Source organism: Treponema denticola (assembly GCF_024181405.1).
In the GTDB taxonomy this organism is placed as follows: Bacteria; Spirochaetota; Spirochaetia; order Treponematales; family Treponemataceae; genus Treponema_B; species Treponema_B denticola_D.
The window spans coordinates 1,388,586-1,405,773 of record NZ_CP051302.1; the positions used below are offsets into that span (position 1 = coordinate 1,388,586).

General features: G+C 38.9%; 13 protein-coding genes. 7 read left to right on the plus strand and 6 right to left on the minus strand.

Annotated elements, in window-relative coordinates; genetic code table 11:
• Nucleotides 1-68: 68 nt before the first annotated feature.
• On the minus strand, nt 69-833 hold the full coding sequence (locus HGJ18_RS06695; protein ID WP_002690544.1) for an Rpn family recombination-promoting nuclease/putative transposase: 765 nt from the start codon (nt 831-833) through the stop codon (nt 69-71).
• Nucleotides 834-985: 152 nt separating this feature from the next.
• On the opposite strand from HGJ18_RS06695, the gene HGJ18_RS06700 reads away from it, so the two are divergent.
• Nucleotides 986-2,293 carry an OmpA family protein gene (locus tag HGJ18_RS06700; protein WP_253695249.1) on the plus strand — a complete coding sequence of 436 codons (1,308 nt, stop codon included), beginning with the start codon at nt 986-988 and terminating at the stop codon, nt 2,291-2,293.
• A 44-nt stretch (nt 2,294-2,337) separates the two neighbouring features.
• Here the strand turns inward: HGJ18_RS06700 and HGJ18_RS06705 are convergent, their stop codons facing one another.
• Nucleotides 2,338-3,729, minus strand: coding sequence for an aspartate ammonia-lyase (locus tag HGJ18_RS06705; protein ID WP_253695250.1), 1,392 nt, complete (start codon nt 3,727-3,729; stop codon nt 2,338-2,340).
• 257 nt (nt 3,730-3,986) lie between these two features.
• Here HGJ18_RS06705 and HGJ18_RS06710 point away from each other — a divergent pair, with 257 nt between their 5' ends.
• From HGJ18_RS06710 to HGJ18_RS06735, 6 genes are all read left to right on the plus strand, one after another.
• Entirely contained in the window at nt 3,987-5,699 is a 1,713-nt protein-coding gene (locus tag HGJ18_RS06710) for a YifB family Mg chelatase-like AAA ATPase (RefSeq protein WP_253695251.1), read from the plus strand.
• A gap of 156 nt (nt 5,700-5,855) precedes the next feature.
• A complete protein-coding gene (locus HGJ18_RS06715; RefSeq protein WP_253695252.1) occupies nt 5,856-6,416 on the plus strand; it encodes a Panacea domain-containing protein in 561 nt (186 codons plus the stop codon).
• Complete coding sequence (locus tag HGJ18_RS06720; RefSeq protein WP_253695253.1) at nt 6,409-6,789, plus strand: hypothetical protein; 381 nt, start codon at nt 6,409-6,411, stop codon at nt 6,787-6,789. Before HGJ18_RS06715 ends, HGJ18_RS06720 begins: the two co-directional genes overlap by 8 nt.
• Before the next feature lie 123 nt (nt 6,790-6,912).
• On the plus strand, nt 6,913-8,676 hold the full coding sequence (locus HGJ18_RS06725; protein WP_253695254.1) for a phospho-sugar mutase: 1,764 nt from the start codon (nt 6,913-6,915) through the stop codon (nt 8,674-8,676).
• A complete protein-coding gene (locus tag HGJ18_RS06730) occupies nt 8,676-9,329 on the plus strand; it encodes a 3'-5' exonuclease (protein ID WP_002669823.1) in 654 nt (217 codons plus the stop codon). The genes HGJ18_RS06725 and HGJ18_RS06730 overlap by 1 nt, the downstream gene beginning before the upstream one ends.
• Before the next feature lie 28 nt (nt 9,330-9,357).
• The gene (locus tag HGJ18_RS06735) at nt 9,358-11,103 is read left to right on the plus strand and encodes an ABC transporter ATP-binding protein (protein WP_253695255.1); all 1,746 of its coding nucleotides are present in this window, start codon (nt 9,358-9,360) and stop codon (nt 11,101-11,103) included.
• A 132-nt stretch (nt 11,104-11,235) separates the two neighbouring features.
• Here HGJ18_RS06735 and HGJ18_RS06740 read toward each other — a convergent pair whose 3' ends face one another.
• Genes HGJ18_RS06740 through HGJ18_RS06755 form a run of 4 tightly spaced genes read right to left on the minus strand, consistent with a single transcriptional unit; the run spans nt 11,236 to nt 17,046 of the window.
• A complete protein-coding gene (locus HGJ18_RS06740; RefSeq protein WP_253695256.1) occupies nt 11,236-13,029 on the minus strand; it encodes a M3 family oligoendopeptidase in 1,794 nt (597 codons plus the stop codon).
• 55 nt (nt 13,030-13,084) lie between these two features.
• Nucleotides 13,085-14,551 (minus strand): DUF92 domain-containing protein, encoded by a 1,467-nt coding sequence (locus HGJ18_RS06745; RefSeq protein WP_253695257.1) that lies wholly within the window; start codon nt 14,549-14,551, stop codon nt 13,085-13,087.
• 16 nt (nt 14,552-14,567) lie between these two features.
• On the minus strand, nt 14,568-15,482 hold the full coding sequence (locus HGJ18_RS06750) for a phytoene/squalene synthase family protein (RefSeq protein WP_253695258.1): 915 nt from the start codon (nt 15,480-15,482) through the stop codon (nt 14,568-14,570).
• A 34-nt stretch (nt 15,483-15,516) separates the two neighbouring features.
• Nucleotides 15,517-17,046: a phytoene desaturase family protein gene (locus HGJ18_RS06755; protein WP_253695259.1), complete on the minus strand. Its 1,530-nt coding sequence runs from the start codon at nt 17,044-17,046 to the stop codon at nt 15,517-15,519.
• Nucleotides 17,047-17,188 lie beyond the last annotated feature (142 nt).

The following is a 17,188-nucleotide window of genomic DNA, read 5'->3' on the forward strand; positions in this document are numbered from 1 at the left end:
TTTATCATATTTTCCGGCCGATTTCAAGGGCAGAATTTTACTATTTATTGCAAAGTATCTTGATAAACTTACAGTTTTTCTATTTCGGATTCGGAAAGACCGGTTATTTTTTTAATTAAAGATATATCCAGCTTTTCCATTTTCATATTTTTAGCCGTTTGCTTTAAGCCTTCTGAAAAACCTTTATACCTAGCGTCCATCTCAAAAGTAGACATTAATCTATATTCTTGTCTTGCTTGTTCGTTTTCTTTTATTGTTTGTATCACTTCTTCTATCCTCCTTGTAAATTCATTATTTGGCTTACCTGTTTTAAGATATTCTAAAAATTCTTTTAAATCTTTATCTTCGGTATTTTTAAAAGCCTCTGAATTTATTATAACCTTTTTTGTTCCGTCTTGTAAAGATATATTTTTATCTTCTATACAAATATTTTCAAAAGTATAAACAGGTCTATTTTTACCGATAACATCAAATAAACAGATAAAAATTATAAAGCTGTCATTTAAATCGTTATAGAAATTCCCTTTATCCAAGAACGAAATGTCTATAGCTGCTTGGTAAAACCTCATTCTTTTAGGTATATTCTTCTCATTGCTTACCTGCATTTCAACATCGTATAAATTACCGTTTTCTGTCTGCACTAAAACATCAAATCTCACCGACTTTGCCTGTTCATAGTTTTTAAGATTATGCTGTATCGAAATATATGCAATTTTACCTATTGTATCGGCCAGTATCATCTCAATGAGTCTTTTGCATAAATCCGGATTTTGCATAACTTTACAAAACATAAAATCGTCCGTAAACGTCAAATCTTCAAATCTTTTTACCATTTTTTTCTCCTAAATTTTTAATATTTTTTTCCTCCTCATTATATTTATAGAAAATATTTAAAAAAAATAGTAAATTATTCTGATATTAACACAAACATAACTCCGGCATTCCTTAATTGAACAATGTGCTCTCTTGTGGTATAACTATTAGTATGATAAATATTCAGACAGCTAAAAATTACTATAAACCAAAAAACCGCACCTTTGGAAAAAAACTTTTTTTAATCTGCATTCTCTTTAATTTTTGTTTAAATCTTATTTTAGGGCAAGAAGATTTATCCCACGGCAAAATACTCATTACGGAAAGAGCCGATTACTCTGTCTACATTGACGGAAGATATGCAAGGCTTACTTCCAGAGAAACCCGCCTTTATATTAGCGAAACAAGGCTCGGCAATGAGGAAGCCTATCTTTACGAGGGAGAAGCCTTTGTGCTTCAAAAAACCAGGAAAGACGGGCTTAAAGCCGCTTTACCGATAGATTCGATCTTACCCATTTCATTTAAATTTATTCCGGAACAAGATGAAGAAGATATTGAAAATCCTTACCAACCTCAAATTTTCGATGAAGATTCGGGTTACCCTCTTTTAAGAAATTTTCCGATTTTGCCTGAAACAGAGTTTACCCCCGCTGACATAGGAAAAACTTGGGAAGGAAAATGTACCGTAGTAGTAAGACCCAAGCCTGAAAAAACCGCTGTAAGGATTCCGGTGAATGCAGGTTTTAAATATAAGGGAAAAACCAGTTTAAACGGTCAAAGCGTTCATCATGTAGAAGCAGCCTTCGGACTCCGCTACAAACACTCGGACATGATGGGCGATGATGAACTTATGAGCTCGGAAGGAGGAAGAAAAACAGACATCTACCTTGATGATATAAATAGACCCGTTTTAATACGCGAAAAAATAGATGAAGAGTTTTTTTATGCAGACGGAAAAAAAATAAAACACCGAGGTTTTTTGCTTCATTTTTATTCTTACACGGGAAGAGCCCTTGCACAAGGCGGCCCTTCACAAGAAGCTGCCTCAAAAAAAACACCCTCACAAGAAAATCCTTTGCAAAAAGAAAAAACCGAAATCAAACCCAATAAAGATTTTGAAGTAGCTAAAACAAAACGGGGTACAATGCTGAGGCTTAAAAATCTTCAATTTGAACCTGATAAGGCTGTTCTTTTAAAAGGAGAAGAAGCAAAGCTTGATGAGATAGCAAAGATTTTAAAAAAATCGGAAAGCGAATTCTTTTTTGTGGAAGGTCATACAGCCGATGTCGGTAAGCCGGAAGAAGAAAAAATTCTATCCCAAGAAAGGGCTAAGACCGTCATCGAAAAACTTGTAAAGAGGGGCATACCGGCCGAAAAGTTTATTTATCAAGGTGCCGGCGGAATAAAGCCCATTGCCCCAAACGGCACCGAAGAAGGACGCGCCCAAAATAGACGCGTCGAGATTACTATTATAGGCTAAGGAAAACCTCTAAAAAGCTGAAGTTTTTAGAGGTTTTATATCAGCTAAAGCTTTCTGGGCTTTGTCATGTTTTCGGGTTTTAAAACCTCATCCAATTTTTCTTTTGAAAGAAGTCCTCTTTCCAAAACGAGCTCGTAGACACTGCGGTTATCGCGCAAGGCCGTCTTTGCAATGTCTGAGGAAGCCTCATAACCGATGACGGGATTTAAGGCTGTAACCAAACCGATGCTTCGGTGAACGCTCTCCTTACAATGTTCATAGTTTCCTACAATACCCGTAACACATCTTTCTCTCAAAGTCCTCATTGCATTTATAAGAAGCTTAATCGACTCAAAGATAGAATAAATCATAACGGGTTCAAAAACGTTGAGTTCAAGCTGGCCTGATTCTGCAGCCAAGATAACAGCCGTATCGTTTCCGATAACCCTGTAGCAAACCTGATTGACAACCTCAGGAATAACGGGGTTTACCTTTCCGGGCATGATAGAAGAACCGGGCTGCATCGGAGGAAGGCTTATATCGTAAAGTCCTGTTCGGGGGCCCGAAGAAAGAAGGCGTAAATCGCTGCATATCTTTGAAAGCTTTGCAGAAAGGCGCTTTAATTGTGAAGAATATGTTACAAAGTCGGAGGTATCGTTCGTGGCAGCTATCATGTTCTTTGCAGCCTTTAGATCAAGCCCCGAAATCTTTGCCAAATGAGAGGTTACTTTCGGTGTATAGTTAGGATCCGAGTTGATACCGGTTCCGATTGCGGTAGCTCCCATGTTTATGGTGTGAAGATTTTCCCTTGCAAACTGAATCTGAGGAATTTCGTTTTCCAAAGAAGCGGCATAGGATTCAAATTCTTGGCCGAGGGTCATGGGTACGGCATCTTGAAGCTGGGTTCTTCCCATCTTGATATTGTCGCCAAGTTCTTGGGCCTTTTTTCTAAAAGAAGCAACAAGGGATTTTAGCTCATCTATAAGAGCCGGTGTATTTAACGAGATACCGAGCTTTGCAGCTGTAGGATAAGCGTCGTTTGTAGATTGAGCAAAGTTTACGTGATTATTGGGATGGCATGGCGAATAAGTCCCCTTAGCCTTTCCTAAAATTTCGTTTGCGCGGTTAGCGATAACTTCATTTGCATTCATATTGGTAGAAGTTCCTGCTCCGCCCTGAATCATATCGACTACAAATTCCTTATCGAATTTGCCTTCGGCAACTTCTTTACAAGCCTGAATCATAGCCTTGTAAACTTCATCGCTTAAATAGCCGAGTTCATGGTTGGCTTCGGCTGCAGCCTGCTTTGTATAAGCAAGGCCTTTAATAAAATCAGGAAAATCACAGAGCCTTAATCCTGTAATTTGAAAATTTTCAACACTTCTGAAAGTTTGAATTCCATAATAAGCATCTTCCGGAATATCCAATTCTCCGAGTAAGTCATGTTCCCTTCGCATAAAAACTCCTATTTTATTGATAATTACAAGCATTATAGTACTAAAACAAAAAAGGGGCAAGGGGCAAAGAATATTTCAATTTTCTCCCAAAATTTTACTATATAAATAATTTTTTTTCTACAATAATAGTAGAGAGGAATGATAAACATTTCGGCTTGAAATACAAGCCTACATGTTTATCTTCGAGTTTGCCCAAGGGCAAACATCGCAAATTTTTAGATGGTAAAAAAAATTATTATTGAAGACAGGAGTATATAATGGAAATTTTAAGTTTTTCGTCATTTGGGTATGAAGGAGAATTGATTAAGGTTGAAGCAGATTTAAGGCGGGGCTTGCCGGTTATCGACATAGTGGGACTCCCGGGTTCTGCGGTAAAGGAAGCAAGGGATAGGATGAGGGCAGCTATCAGGAATTCGGGGCTTGAATTTCCCGTAAGCAGGATACTGATAAATTTAAGCCCTGCCGATCAAAAAAAAGAAGGAAGCGGTTTTGATCTTCCTATTGCCATCGCCGTCCTAACGGCAAAAGAGGCGGAGAAAAATTCGGCAGAGGTTAAAACAAAAGCCCAAACTATAATTCCTCGAGATGAAGGCAGGGCGGAAGAATCCGTGATGATAATGGGCGAGCTTGAGCTTTCAGGCAGGGTAAGACCTGTGCGCGGGCTAATAGGAGCTATCTCGGCAGCCCGTTCTCAGGGCATTAAATACTTTATAGTTCCAAAAGAAAACGAAGCCGAGGCCCTCATCGAAGACGGCATCAACGTATTCGGAGTATCCGATTTAATCGAAGCTCTGGAATTTTTCTACCAAATAGAAAACGGAAAACTTTACACAGAGCCAAAAGGCCGTAAAAAAGAAAACTTTTCCGATAAGGGAACCGCCCTCGATAAGGAAGCAGCACACCTTTTTGTATGGAGCGATACGGAAGAAACGGAAAATTTCGATTTTCAAAAAAACTCAAAAAGCGGGCTCGGCTTGGTAAAAGGCTTTGAAGATATCCGAGGACAGGACGGCCTTATACGGGCTTTAGAAATAGCGGCAGCAGGCGGCCATAACCTGATATCCTACGGACCTCCCGGGTGCGGAAAAACCCTTTCTTTAAGCCGCTTCCACCTACTCCTCCCAGACATGGACGAAAAAACGGCAATGGAAACAACCCGCATTTACAGCATCGCAGGCCTTTTGCCTCAATCGAGCCCCCGTCTTTTAAAAAGACCGCCCTTTAGAATGCCATCTCAAAATGCAAGCATGGAAGGCATAATAGGAGGAGCCGGAAAATGTATGCCGGGCGAAGTTTCCCTCGCTCACGGGGGCGTTCTTTTTTTGGATGAAGCGGCTCAATTTAAGGCAAGCGTTTTGCAAAGTCTCCGTGCTCCTTTAGAAACGGGGAGCGTAACCTTGAGCCGTGCCGGAAGAAGCAGCACCTTCCCTGCCCGCTTTCAGCTTCTACTTGCGATTAACCCATGCCCCTGCGGGAACTTCGGGAGCCCCGGAAAAGTCTGCACCTGTCTCCCCTATGAAATCGAAAAATATTGGAAAAAACTTACGGCCCCCCTCTTGGACAGAATCGATATAAGGGTTCCGGTAATGCCGCCCAAGCCTGAAAACATTTTGGCGGAGGCAAAATATTCTACCCAAACGATGAGAGAAAAAATAAAAAACGCAAGGCTCATTCAATGGGAAAGATTAAAATTTACAAATAAGGAGAAAAAAGTGCAAAACATAATTTATGAAAACGCAAAACTTTCACCCCAAGAAACGGCTGAAGTTTGCAAAATGAGTGGCGAGGCGGAAAGATTTTTTTCCGTAATTGTTGACTCAAAAAAACTTTCGGGAAGAGGAAGCCACGCCCTCTTAAAAATATCCCGCACAATCGCCGACATAGAGTCAAGCGAAAATATTTCCTTAGCCCATATCGAAGAAGCGGCAGCCTTGAGGCAGTGGATAAAGTATCTTCCGGATTTTTTATAGACGGTTTTAGTTCCGGAATTTTTTTGATTTGTTACGTTTTTTTTGCACCCTTGAAGAAATACGCTGAATTTTTATATCGTAAAAAAAGTAAAAATTGTAAAAAAAGTATTGACAAAGGGGAGCCTAGGTGCTAGATTAAAACTAAGGGGGTATTTTATGAATATACATAAACTCATTGAAGTTGTAAATTATATGCTCAAAAAATATGAGTATCGGCTCAATTATACAAAACTTCTTAAAATGCTCTACCTCGCCGATCGTCAATCTTACTATGATATCGGTTCTCCCATTACTGGCGATACCTACGCAGCCTTAAAAGCGGGCCCTATATTATCAAATACATATAATCTTATCCGTAATAAAGGCAATCAAAACGACCAGAGCCTATGGAATAGCCGCTTTTTAAAAGACGGTTTCGATCTTGTTGCTTTAACAGATAAGATACCATGTAACACTTTATCCGACTACGAAAAAGAAGTTTTAGACGGTATCGACTCTAAATTTCATGATTACACCTTTACAGACCTTATCGACTATACTCATGCAAACTGCCCGGAATGGACTGATCCTAAAGATTCAGCCCTGCCGATAAGTATTGAATCTATCCTACAAGCCCTAGGCAAAAGCCCCGATGAGATCGCCTTTATTATTGAAGAGGAACAGTCTTTTGCTCAAGAAGAAGCCGCCCTTGCTCAACTATCCGAATTAAATGCCTAAAAAAACAACCTTTTTAAGCAAACCTGAAAAATCTAAATCGGGCCAAGAATTTCGGCACTTGCGTATTATAGTCTCCGATTCCGATAAAAATAACGAGCAAATAGTAGCATCTGTTACCTCTTTAAAATTTGACAATCAGGATAAAAGCTGTATAATACACCCCGGCGAACATCCTTTTATAAAACATAAATCTATTGTAGACTTTAAACGTACAAAGATTATGTCTACAATAGATATTATAAACGGTATCAATAAAGGCTGGCTCATAAAAAAAGAGGATATATCCGATACGCTTCTAAAAAGAATACAAAGCGCCTTAAAGCAATCTAAATTTATATCTGCCGAGGTTAAATCTCTTTTTCCGTATCTGTAACAATCCAAGTAATAAAGCAGATTTACTGAGGTACTTATTATAAGCTTGTCAAGACTTTTCATACCCTTGCAGGAAACCTCTGAACTGTGATATAATTATAAAGTTATAAACGGAGGACTTTTTATGGATAAAAATGAAATATTAAATAGAGCAAAAAAATATGTTTCCGAAGAAAAGGAAGTAAAATTCTCAGAAGAGGTTAAGGCTTTAATCGAAAAAAACGATGAAAAAGAATTATATGACCGCTTTTATAGGGATTTGGAATTCGGAACGGCAGGTTTAAGGGGAATCATAGGAGGCGGCACAAACCGCATGAATCCTTTAGTAATAAAAAATGCAACCCAAGGACTTGCGGATTATCTGATTGAAGCAAAGCCTGACAAGGCTAAGGCCGGTTCTTTAAGTGCCGTAATTGCCTACGACTCAAGACGCTTTTCGGATGTTTTTGCAAAAACGGCTGCTCTGATTTTTGCGGCAAACAATATCCGCTGTTACCTTTTTTCGAGCCTCAGGCCTACGCCGGAACTTTCTTATGCCATAAGGGAACTCGGCTGCGATACGGGAATTGTAGTAACAGCCTCGCACAATCCTCCGGAATACAATGGCTACAAGGCCTACTGGTCGGACGGAGCCCAGATTACCCCACCCCATGATTCGGGCATCATTAAAAAGGTAGGCGAGGTTTCTTCAATCAAAATGATGAGCGAAGAAGAAGCTCTTAAAAACGGAAAGCTCGTAATAATCGATAAAGAAATCGATGAAAAATACTGGGCTATGCTTAAAAAGAAAATCAGCCGTCAAGAAATTATTAAAAATATGGCTTCCAAGGTAAAGATAGTTTACACTCCCCTTCACGGAACGGGAGCTATGCATGTAGAAAAGGTACTGGGAGAAATGGGCTTTAATGTTATAAGCGTTCCCGAACAGCGTGAACCTGACGGAAATTTCCCGACGGTAAGCTATCCCAATCCCGAAGACCCGAAAGCCTTAAAGATGGCCATGGATTTGGCTATAAAGGAAGGAGCCGATATTTTGATGGCCACCGATCCCGATGCCGACCGCTTTGCCTGTGCGGTAAAAAACGATGCAGGCGAAATGCAGCTTATAAGCGGCAACCAGATGGGAGCCCTCTTTGCGGATTATATCTGTCTTACATTAAAAGAACAAAATAAACTGCCTCAAAATGCCGCAATAGTACGCTCTATAGTAACCTCTCCCTTAAGCGATTTGATTGCTGCCTCTTACAATGTGCAAAGCGAAGAATGTCTTACCGGCTTTAAGTGGATATGCGGCGTTGCCGAAAGGATGGTAAGCACGGGCTCTCACTCCTATCTTTACGGTTATGAAGAAAGCTTCGGCTACAACTTCGGAACCGAGGTAAGAGATAAGGACGGAATTGCCTCTTCTGCAATTTGTGCCGAGATGACCCTCTATTGGAGAAGCAAAGGAAAGAGCCTTTTAGACAGGCTAAACGAAATCTTTTCTAAATTTGCCTTTTACGGAGAAAAGACCATCAACATGGTATACCCGGGAGCAGAAGGCTTAAAGATTATGCAGGACATGATGGTAAGAGTTCGGGAAAGAAATTTAAGCGAAATTGCCGGCGTGAAGGTAAAAACCATTAGGGACATTCAAGAAAGCACGGAATATTCTCCTTTAGAGCCGACAAAAAAAACTACAGTTACTCTGCCTAAAAGCAATGTTCTTCAATATTATTTGGAAGACGGCTCCATAATATGCATAAGGCCCAGCGGTACCGAACCCAAGATAAAGATCTACATAATCCATTCCGAAAAGGTTGTTTCATCGGTTGAAGAAGCTAAAAAACAATCGGATAAAAAGATTGCCGAATTCGAAAAAGAATTTAACGGGGTACTAAACACATAATGAGCTCTTACGATTGGATCAGTGCCGTCTATGATAAAGCGGTTTTTACGGCCTTCGATACCGAAACAACGGGCACGGAGGCCAAGGCAGAAAGAGTCGTCGAAATCGGCTGCGTAAAATTCGACATTCGCGGAGTTATCGCCCGCTACAATGTTTTGATTGACCCTGAAAAACCCATGCCTCCCGAAGCGGGCAAGGTAAATCAGATAACCGATGAGATGCTTGCAGGCCAGCCTAAATTCGCAGAAGTTTTGCCCGACTTTTTAGACTTTATCCGCAACACGGTTTTGGTTGCCCATAATGCAAGCTTCGATATAAACTTTATAAACTGCGAGCTTGAAAGGTGCGGCAAAACAAAGCTTACAAACAAGGTCTTTGACACCCTAACATTTGCACGCGAAACCCTGCCGGGCTTACAAAGCTACGCCCTGCAAAACCTTGCAACACAGTTCGGCGTTCAAGCCGTAAATGCCCACCGTGCCGAGGACGATGCCAGAGTCTGTATGGAATTCTTCAAAATAGCCGTAAGTCATTTCTTTGAAAAAAACAAGGATATGCTTGACTATTATAAAAAAGATGTCGATATTTCCGAATATTTGAGCACCAAGGACCCTGAAACTGACGGCGGAAAATTAGTTCAAAATTTATTTTAATTAAACTAAGAGGATGGTATGTGTATTTATGATTAAAAACTTTTTTCGTCTTTACTTTAAGAGTTTGTCGGTTGTGTTTAAAGCCGATAAGTTTCATTCCGTTTTGCTTTTGGCGGTAATTCCGCTTCAAGCACTTATGCCTTCGCTTCTTATTTATTCGGCAAACAAAATCATAAATGCCGTAGCGGAAAAAAACATAAATGGAGTTATCTTCATTTTAATTGTGTGGGCTGCCGCTTTTTTGTTATCAAATATTTTACAGCCCGTATATACCACCATACAAGGCTTTTTAACCGACAAACTTACACTGTATTTAAATACTTCGCTTATGAATAAATCGAGAGCAATATCGGAGCTTACGGTTTTTGAAGACAGCTCGTTTTACGATGACATTGATATTTTATGCCAAGAGGCAAGCTGGCGCCCCGTAAACTTACTTGTTTTCGGTGCAAGCATAATAAGCTGTATCATAACGGCAGTTTCTATGCTTGTTTTACTTGCCGATTTCAGTCCATTTATTTCACTTTTAATGTTTATCGCAATTATTCCTCAAAGCATTGTTTTTTATAGGATACAGAAAGAAGCCTTTGAAGTGTTAGTATCAAATACACCGGATTCAAGAAAGCTAAGTTATTACTCAAGTTCATTACTTTCAAAAGAGAATATAAAAGATGTACAGTTATACGGTCTCTATGATTTTTTCATCGATAAATACAAAGACACATTTAAAAGAATAAATAAGGGAATAAAGTTAAACCGTGTTAAAAAACTTGCAGCTTCCGTTTCATTTTTAATTGTGAGTACGGCAATCAGCGTATTCGTCTTTAATACGATTATAAAAGGCACATTTTCCGGAGCTTTTTTAGTCGGAAGTATTTTAATTTTTTCGTCAAGTATCTTATATACAACGCAAAGCATTTCCCGTTTGGTAGAAGATTCAAGTTTATTGTATGACACGCTTTTATATATGCAAAAGTATTTTGATTTTATCAATTTACCGCCGAACTGCAAAGGGGAAAATAAAATAATTAATTCAAACTTTAATAAAATTATTTTTGATGATGTTTCATTTAAGTATCAATCGAATGAAAATTTTGCTTTACAAAATATTTCTTTTTCAATTACTAATGGTGAAAAAATTGCAATCGTAGGTGAAAACGGAAGCGGTAAAACCACGATGATGAAATTGCTTTGTAAATTCTATAAACCTTCTTCAGGTGCAATAAAATTTGATGAAACTTCAATTGAAGACTATGATGTTATTGAGTATAGAAAAATTATCGGTGCTGTTTTTCAAGACTACGCAAAGTTTGATTTAACGGTTCGTGAAAATACGGCTCTTTCCGATTTAAGAAAAATTACAGACGATGACGAAATTTTGCTTGCTTTAAAAAAATCCGGTTTTGATGAAACCGAAAATTTAGAACAGCTGTTAGGAACTCAATTTGAAGACGGGCGGGATTTATCGGGCGGTCAATGGCAAAAGCTTGCGATAGCCCGTGCGTTTTTCGGCAATTTTGAAATTCTTATTTTGGATGAACCGACTGCATCTCTTGACCCTCGCTCCGAATTTATCATTTATGAAAAGTTCTTGGAGCTGACAAAGGGTAAAACCGTTTTCTTTGTTACGCACCGTTTATCGACTGTAAAAAAAGCTAATAAAGTTTTAGTTTTGCAAAACGGTGAAATTGTAGGCTTTGACAGCCACGAAAATTTAATGCAAACCAACAAGTATTATGCCGAGCTTTATACTATGCAGGCAAGTGCATTTTGAAATTTTCTATAATAAAAAAATATATAAAGACTTATGAAAAACTCGACGGGCATATACAAAAATCCAACAAGTTTTTTATATACGCCCTAAAATCAGTCGAGGCTTATAAATATTTTATCAAAACAATAAGGCTTATTTTTTCTTTGCTTTTTTTACGAGCTTTTCAAATTCGCTTATCTGATCCGTAAAAATCTTTATGCCTTCTTTCCAGAAGTCCGGAGTTTCGATATTAAAGCCTGCACTCCTTGTTACCTTAACGGCATCCATCATACCGGTCTTTCTTAAAATATCCTCGTAAACAGAAGTAAACTTTTCTCCTTCCTTTTTATAGCGGTTATAAAGGCCGAGAGCAAAAAGCTGGCCGAAGGCATAGGGGAAGTTATAAAAGCCCAAGCCGGCAGAATAATAATGTCCCTTAACAAGCCACATATAGGGATGAAGCAAGTTAGAGTCAAGCCCGTTTCCATAGCTTTTCTTTTGAGCGTCAAGCATCAGACGGCAGCAGTCTTCAGCTGTAAGTTCATGCTTTTCCCTTTCTTCCATAAAGGAGCGTTCAAAATAAAAACGCGAAAGAATATCGATCAATACCTGACAACCGTCTTGAAGGTGAATTTCCAATAGAGCAGTCTTTTGCTCTTCATTCATTTTTTTAATTTCACTTTCAAACAAAATGGTTTCTGCAAAAATAGAAGCTGTTTCGGCAAGGGTCATAGGATAGTTTTGATTTATTACGGGCATATCCTTTATAACATTAAAGTGGAAGGCGTGTCCCAACTCGTGTGCTAAGGTACTTACCGAAGAAAAAGAGCCGTCAAAGTTGCAAAGAACTCTGGGTTCCTTTGTTACGGGAAAATGAGTACAGTAGGCTCCGCCGACCTTGCCGTTGCGTACCTCACCGTCTATCCAGTTGGAGGCAAAGGCCTTTTTTGCAAAGTCTCCCATGTTCTTTGAAAATGAAGAAAAGTTTTCGATTACCAATGCCTTTGCTTCTTCCCAAGTATATGTCGGAAATGATTTTGAAACCGGAGCAAAGAGGTCATAAAAGGGCAATTCCTTTTTGCCTAAGAGCATAGCCTTAGCCTTTAAATATTTTCTCCATGAAGGAAGAGAATCTTTGATGGCGGAAATTAAGGAGTCAAGAGTTTTTTGAGTTATATTTGCCTGCTTTACAGATTTTTCGATTGTGCCGCCCTTCCAGTTACGCCTTTTATTTAAGGTGATAGAAGTTCCCTTTACGCCGTTTAAGGCTGCGGCAACGGGCTTTTCGATGGACTTGCAAAGCTCAAGTTCTTTTTTAAAAGCCTTTTCGCGGACAGCCTCATCCTTATCATAGGCCATCGCTCTAAGCTGAACCAAGGTTTTTTCTTCCTTAGTTTTTTCATCCCAAATACATGAAGCTGTTGAAGTCATCGTGCTCTGTAATTTGCTCCAAGCCGAAGCACCGGAGCGGGCTAGATCGGCAGCCAAGGATTCCTCTTCTTCGCTCATCTGTTTTTTTTGCCAAAACAAGGTATCTTCCAAATAGAAAGAAGCGTATCGTAAATCCTTGTCGTTTTTAATCAAGTCCTTTACCTCTTTGGAAACGGAAGCCAAGATATTGGAAAAGCGAACTCCAAGGGGCGTAAACGGAACAAGGATAGCCGATATAGAGTTAAGCTCAGACAAAGCTTCTTTATTTTCGGTATCGGTTGTATACACGGCCGAAGCATAGGCATAAAGAGTTTCGGATTCGGCATTAAACTCGTTTAAAATATCCAAAGCTTTTACCAGCCATTTTTTTAAGTCCTTATCCGAAAAAGCCTTTAAGTGTTTTTCAAACTTGGAAGTCAATGCAGGAATTCTCTTTTTTGATTCCGCATATTCTTTTGATTTAAAATCGGGATAAATATTTTTTAAATCCCATCTCGGTGCAGTTTTGTTTTGCATTAGTATCTCCTTAAGTCAATCATAATTTTAGCGCTTAAAACTATTTATGTCAATATTAAAAGCATAGTCTGCAAAAATAATGGGCACCTATATATCCTAAAACCGAAACAGAAATTAACGTAAAAAAATTTACCATGTTGTTGCTTATCAGCTTATAACCTCCTGCAAGAACTGCTGAAGGGCCGATGTTTTTGTCCCAAATAATACCATCCGGAGTTTTATATTTGCGTTGAAAGGCAGCACCTAAATAACTATCTATCAAAGAGCCGGTAAAGCCTAAAACGGCTATAAAAATCATTCCGCAGAGACCGAACTGAGGAAGGGCAAAAAGAGAAAGAAGTACGCTGCCCAAAAGACCGGCACAAAATCCTGCCCAAGAAACACCGCCCGAAAGTCCTCTCTCCAGTTTTTTCCCATTTAAGATGTTAAACACCTTTCCTTTCCAAAGCATTCCTAACTCGGAAGAAAAGGTATCGGCATTAGCGGCAGAAAAAACCGCAAATGCTAAAAGTAAGAAAACTTTTTTTTCGGGGAAAAAATAAAAAAGCCAAAGCAATATGCAGGCCGGAAGCGAGTTACATAAAACCTGCTTCCATGACCTGGCTCCGTTATCCTCCTGTAATTTTTCAGCCTTACGTTTGGTTTGATTTTTTAAAAAGCTTACAAAACTTCCTGCAACAAAAAAGCCTATTAAGCTCAAGCCCATCCAAGTCCCGCCTAAGGCATAGAGGGTCATTGCAGTTATAAGAGCAGCTACAATTCCGTCAGGCCTTATTGCACGTAACTTATAAGCTGCATACAGAATTAGGACTGAAACAAGGATATAAATATAAAATCCTAAATTGCCGTAGTGCATTAAAAGAGAAGCAAACAAGGCGGAACCTATAGGAAGGGATAAGTTATCGGCACCGTTTTTTCCTGTAATTTCTACAAAGGCTGAAAATAAGGCAGTGGACAATGAAATAAGCATAATACTAAAAAAGCTCAATTCCCGGCCTATTTCAGAAGGGGCAAAAACATAAAGACAGCCTGCGGTAATTGCAAAAGAAAACATAAGCACAGTAATAAAACCTACAAGACTTTTCTCCACTGCAAACGAAAAAGGTTTTATTGCACCCCATTTTTTCCCTGTAAGGGCAGCAAGACCGTCGCCGTAAGCCATGATAAGAATCCCGATAAATGAAAGACTTTTCCATCCCAAAATAAAACTTGCTCCCGATAGCAAGAATAAACTTACAGCATAGTACACGGTTCCCGGATTGGTATCGCTCCTTTCCATCGAAGAAAGAAACTTATACTTTAAGTTCAGGCTGTTAATAATGATAAAGGTAAAGGGAACAAAGAGCACAGCCCAAAGTTCGGTATGCATAGGCGTTAAAAAGACCCAGTTACCAACCAAAATATGAATAAGTTTTCTTGGTACCTCGGAATCTTTTCTTGTAAACTTTGACACCAATGCCGATAAAAATAAAACAAAAAAAATATACAAAAATGAAATTAAAATTAACCAAATATTTTTCATTTCAAATCCTCCAAAATTAAATATGGTTGATTAACTTTGCCTCAACTATGACTGCTTTTCTTATATGTTCAGGTGTATAGCATCTTTTTGTAAAGCAATTATATGAAGCTTCTCTTACTGCATCAGCAATTCCTCGATACATCATTGCTGCGGCAAAAACAATTGCGGCACAATCAGGATGAAAGTAAGAAAGTTTTTTTTCAAATGAAGCATAGTAGCCGTCGGCAATAGAAGCAAGCTTTTCCCAAAGTGAAATAAACTTTTTGGGGATAAGATCTTCAATTCTTTCTTCACTACTATACTTGGAAAGAGTTTCGAGTTCCTTTCTCGTAATGCCGTATTTTTCCAGCAAGGAAGCCGGAAGATAAACCTTATTTTTTTCTCGCAAATCCTCCCCCACATCCCGCAAAATATTTGTAATCTGCATTGCTATTCCAAGCTCTTCACAAGACTTAACAAAATCTTCATCCATATCTTTCTCTGAACGTACCAAAAAGGGAATCATCATAAGGCCTACCGAACCTGCAACAAGACGGCAGTATTCTATAAACTCATCAAAGGTTTTAATGTCATTAGAGGAAAGATCCATACGTTGTCCATTTATTTGCATGAAAAATCCCTTTGAAGAAATATTGATTTTTTTTACCGTGTGTTCAAAGGCAGGCCACCAGTCTTCTTGCAGAACAGGATTTTTATCACTGTAAGAGCCTTTTTCGTTGGAATAAATGAATTTAACGGCATTTTCAAGATCGAACAAACTTTTCAATATTGTTTTCTCGTCACGGTCTATCATATGCTTATCGACAAGGTCATCTGCATATCGGCAAAAAGCGTAGACGGCAGTAACACCCTTAAACCTTTCAGGCGGAAGATTTGAAAAGGCCTGATAAAAAGTTACGGCCTTTTCTTTCATAATCTTTTCCGCCTTCATATAAGACTTCTTTAAACGGAATTTCTTTTTTAAGTTACTTATCACTAAAATTGTCCTCAGGGTTATCCCTGCGTAACTCTTCTGCACAGATCTTACCGCTTTGCATCACAATCGGAACGCCGGCCCCGGGATGAGTGCTGCTTCCGCAAAAATAAAGGCCCTCACAGTTTTTTGCCTTTGCCTGCGGTCTTAAATGATTGCTTTGAGTTAATGTCGGCTGAAGCCCGAAGGTCGCACCCCTATAGGCATTAAAGTTTTTTTCAAAATCTTTGGGAGTAAAAACTTTTTCGACGGAGATTGAATTTTTTAAGTTTGCAAGTCCGGGCAGCTTTGAAAGGGATTCAAGAGCTTTTTGCTTGTAATAGTCTATAGTCTCTTCGTTCCAGTCATATTGAGAAGTTACAATCTCAGAAACAGGAATTAAAAGATAAAAGCTTGACTTACCTTTGGGAGCCATTGAAGAATCTACATTTGACGGAATATGAAGATAAACGGACGGATCTTTTATTTTTCTTCCGTCAAAAATGCTTTTAAGATTGTCGTCAAGGTCTTCGGATACTACAAATGCATGGGCTGGGAGCTCAGGATAGGTTCCCTCTACACCCCAATAAAAAACGAGACATGAACAAGAATAGTCCATCTTGTTTATTTTTTCGGGACTGTATTTTCCTCTCAACTTTTCATCGTCAATCAAATCTGTCATAGCATAGGGAAAGTCTGCATTGCACACAACGTATGGAGCTTCAATTTTTTCTCCGCCTACCAAAAGGCCCTTGACGGTTTTTCCCTCGGTTAATATTTTATCGACCTTAGAATTATAATTTATCTTACCTCCGAGCTCTTCAAAAAGTCTTGCCATCTGAGAAGCCATAGTATGCATTCCGCCCTTGATAAACCAAACTCCGTACAGAAGTTCTATTAAAGGAATTATATTATAAAGAGAAGGACCTTTTTTAGGAGATACTCCTATGTATAGGGTTTGAAAGCTGAACATGCTGTGCAAGTCGTGGTCAGGCATAAAGGAAGCCATCATCTTGTCTGCACTATCAAAAGTCTTTAACTTAAGGGCTTGAAGGATCATAAATGGATTATATATATCGGACCATTTTCTAAATGGTCTCGTTATAAAATACTCCAAGGCAATTTGATATCTTTTATAAATTTCAGAAATATACGAAAGAAAACCGCGTGCATTTTCAGCTCCTTTTTTTTCGGTAATCTTCATTAAGTCGATAAGATCCGAGTTCAGCACATAATGCCTGTACTCTTTAGACCTGTCTTTATCTTTAAAATAGACCTCATACATGGGATCAAGCCTTATCATAGGGATGTAGTCATCGGCATTCCTTCCGGCAAGCTCGAAAATTTCCCTATAAACAGAGGGCATCATAACAAGGGTCGGCCCTACATCGAAACTATGGCCATCGGCCTCAATCCTGTGCATCTTTCCGCCCGGCATATTTCCCTGTTCGAAAATTTCCACATCATATCCCGCATGCCGTAATCGAATAGCGGCCGAAAGCCCTGCTATACCGGCACCCACTACCAATACACGTTTACTCATATAAAACTCCTTTTAGTTAAAAAATACGATGGGATTAAAACAGTTTTTCTAAAAGATAGGCCGAATAATTATCATAGTCTTTATCTAACGAATGACATTATATCATAAATAAAAAATAAGCACAATAGTGCAAAAAATTAAA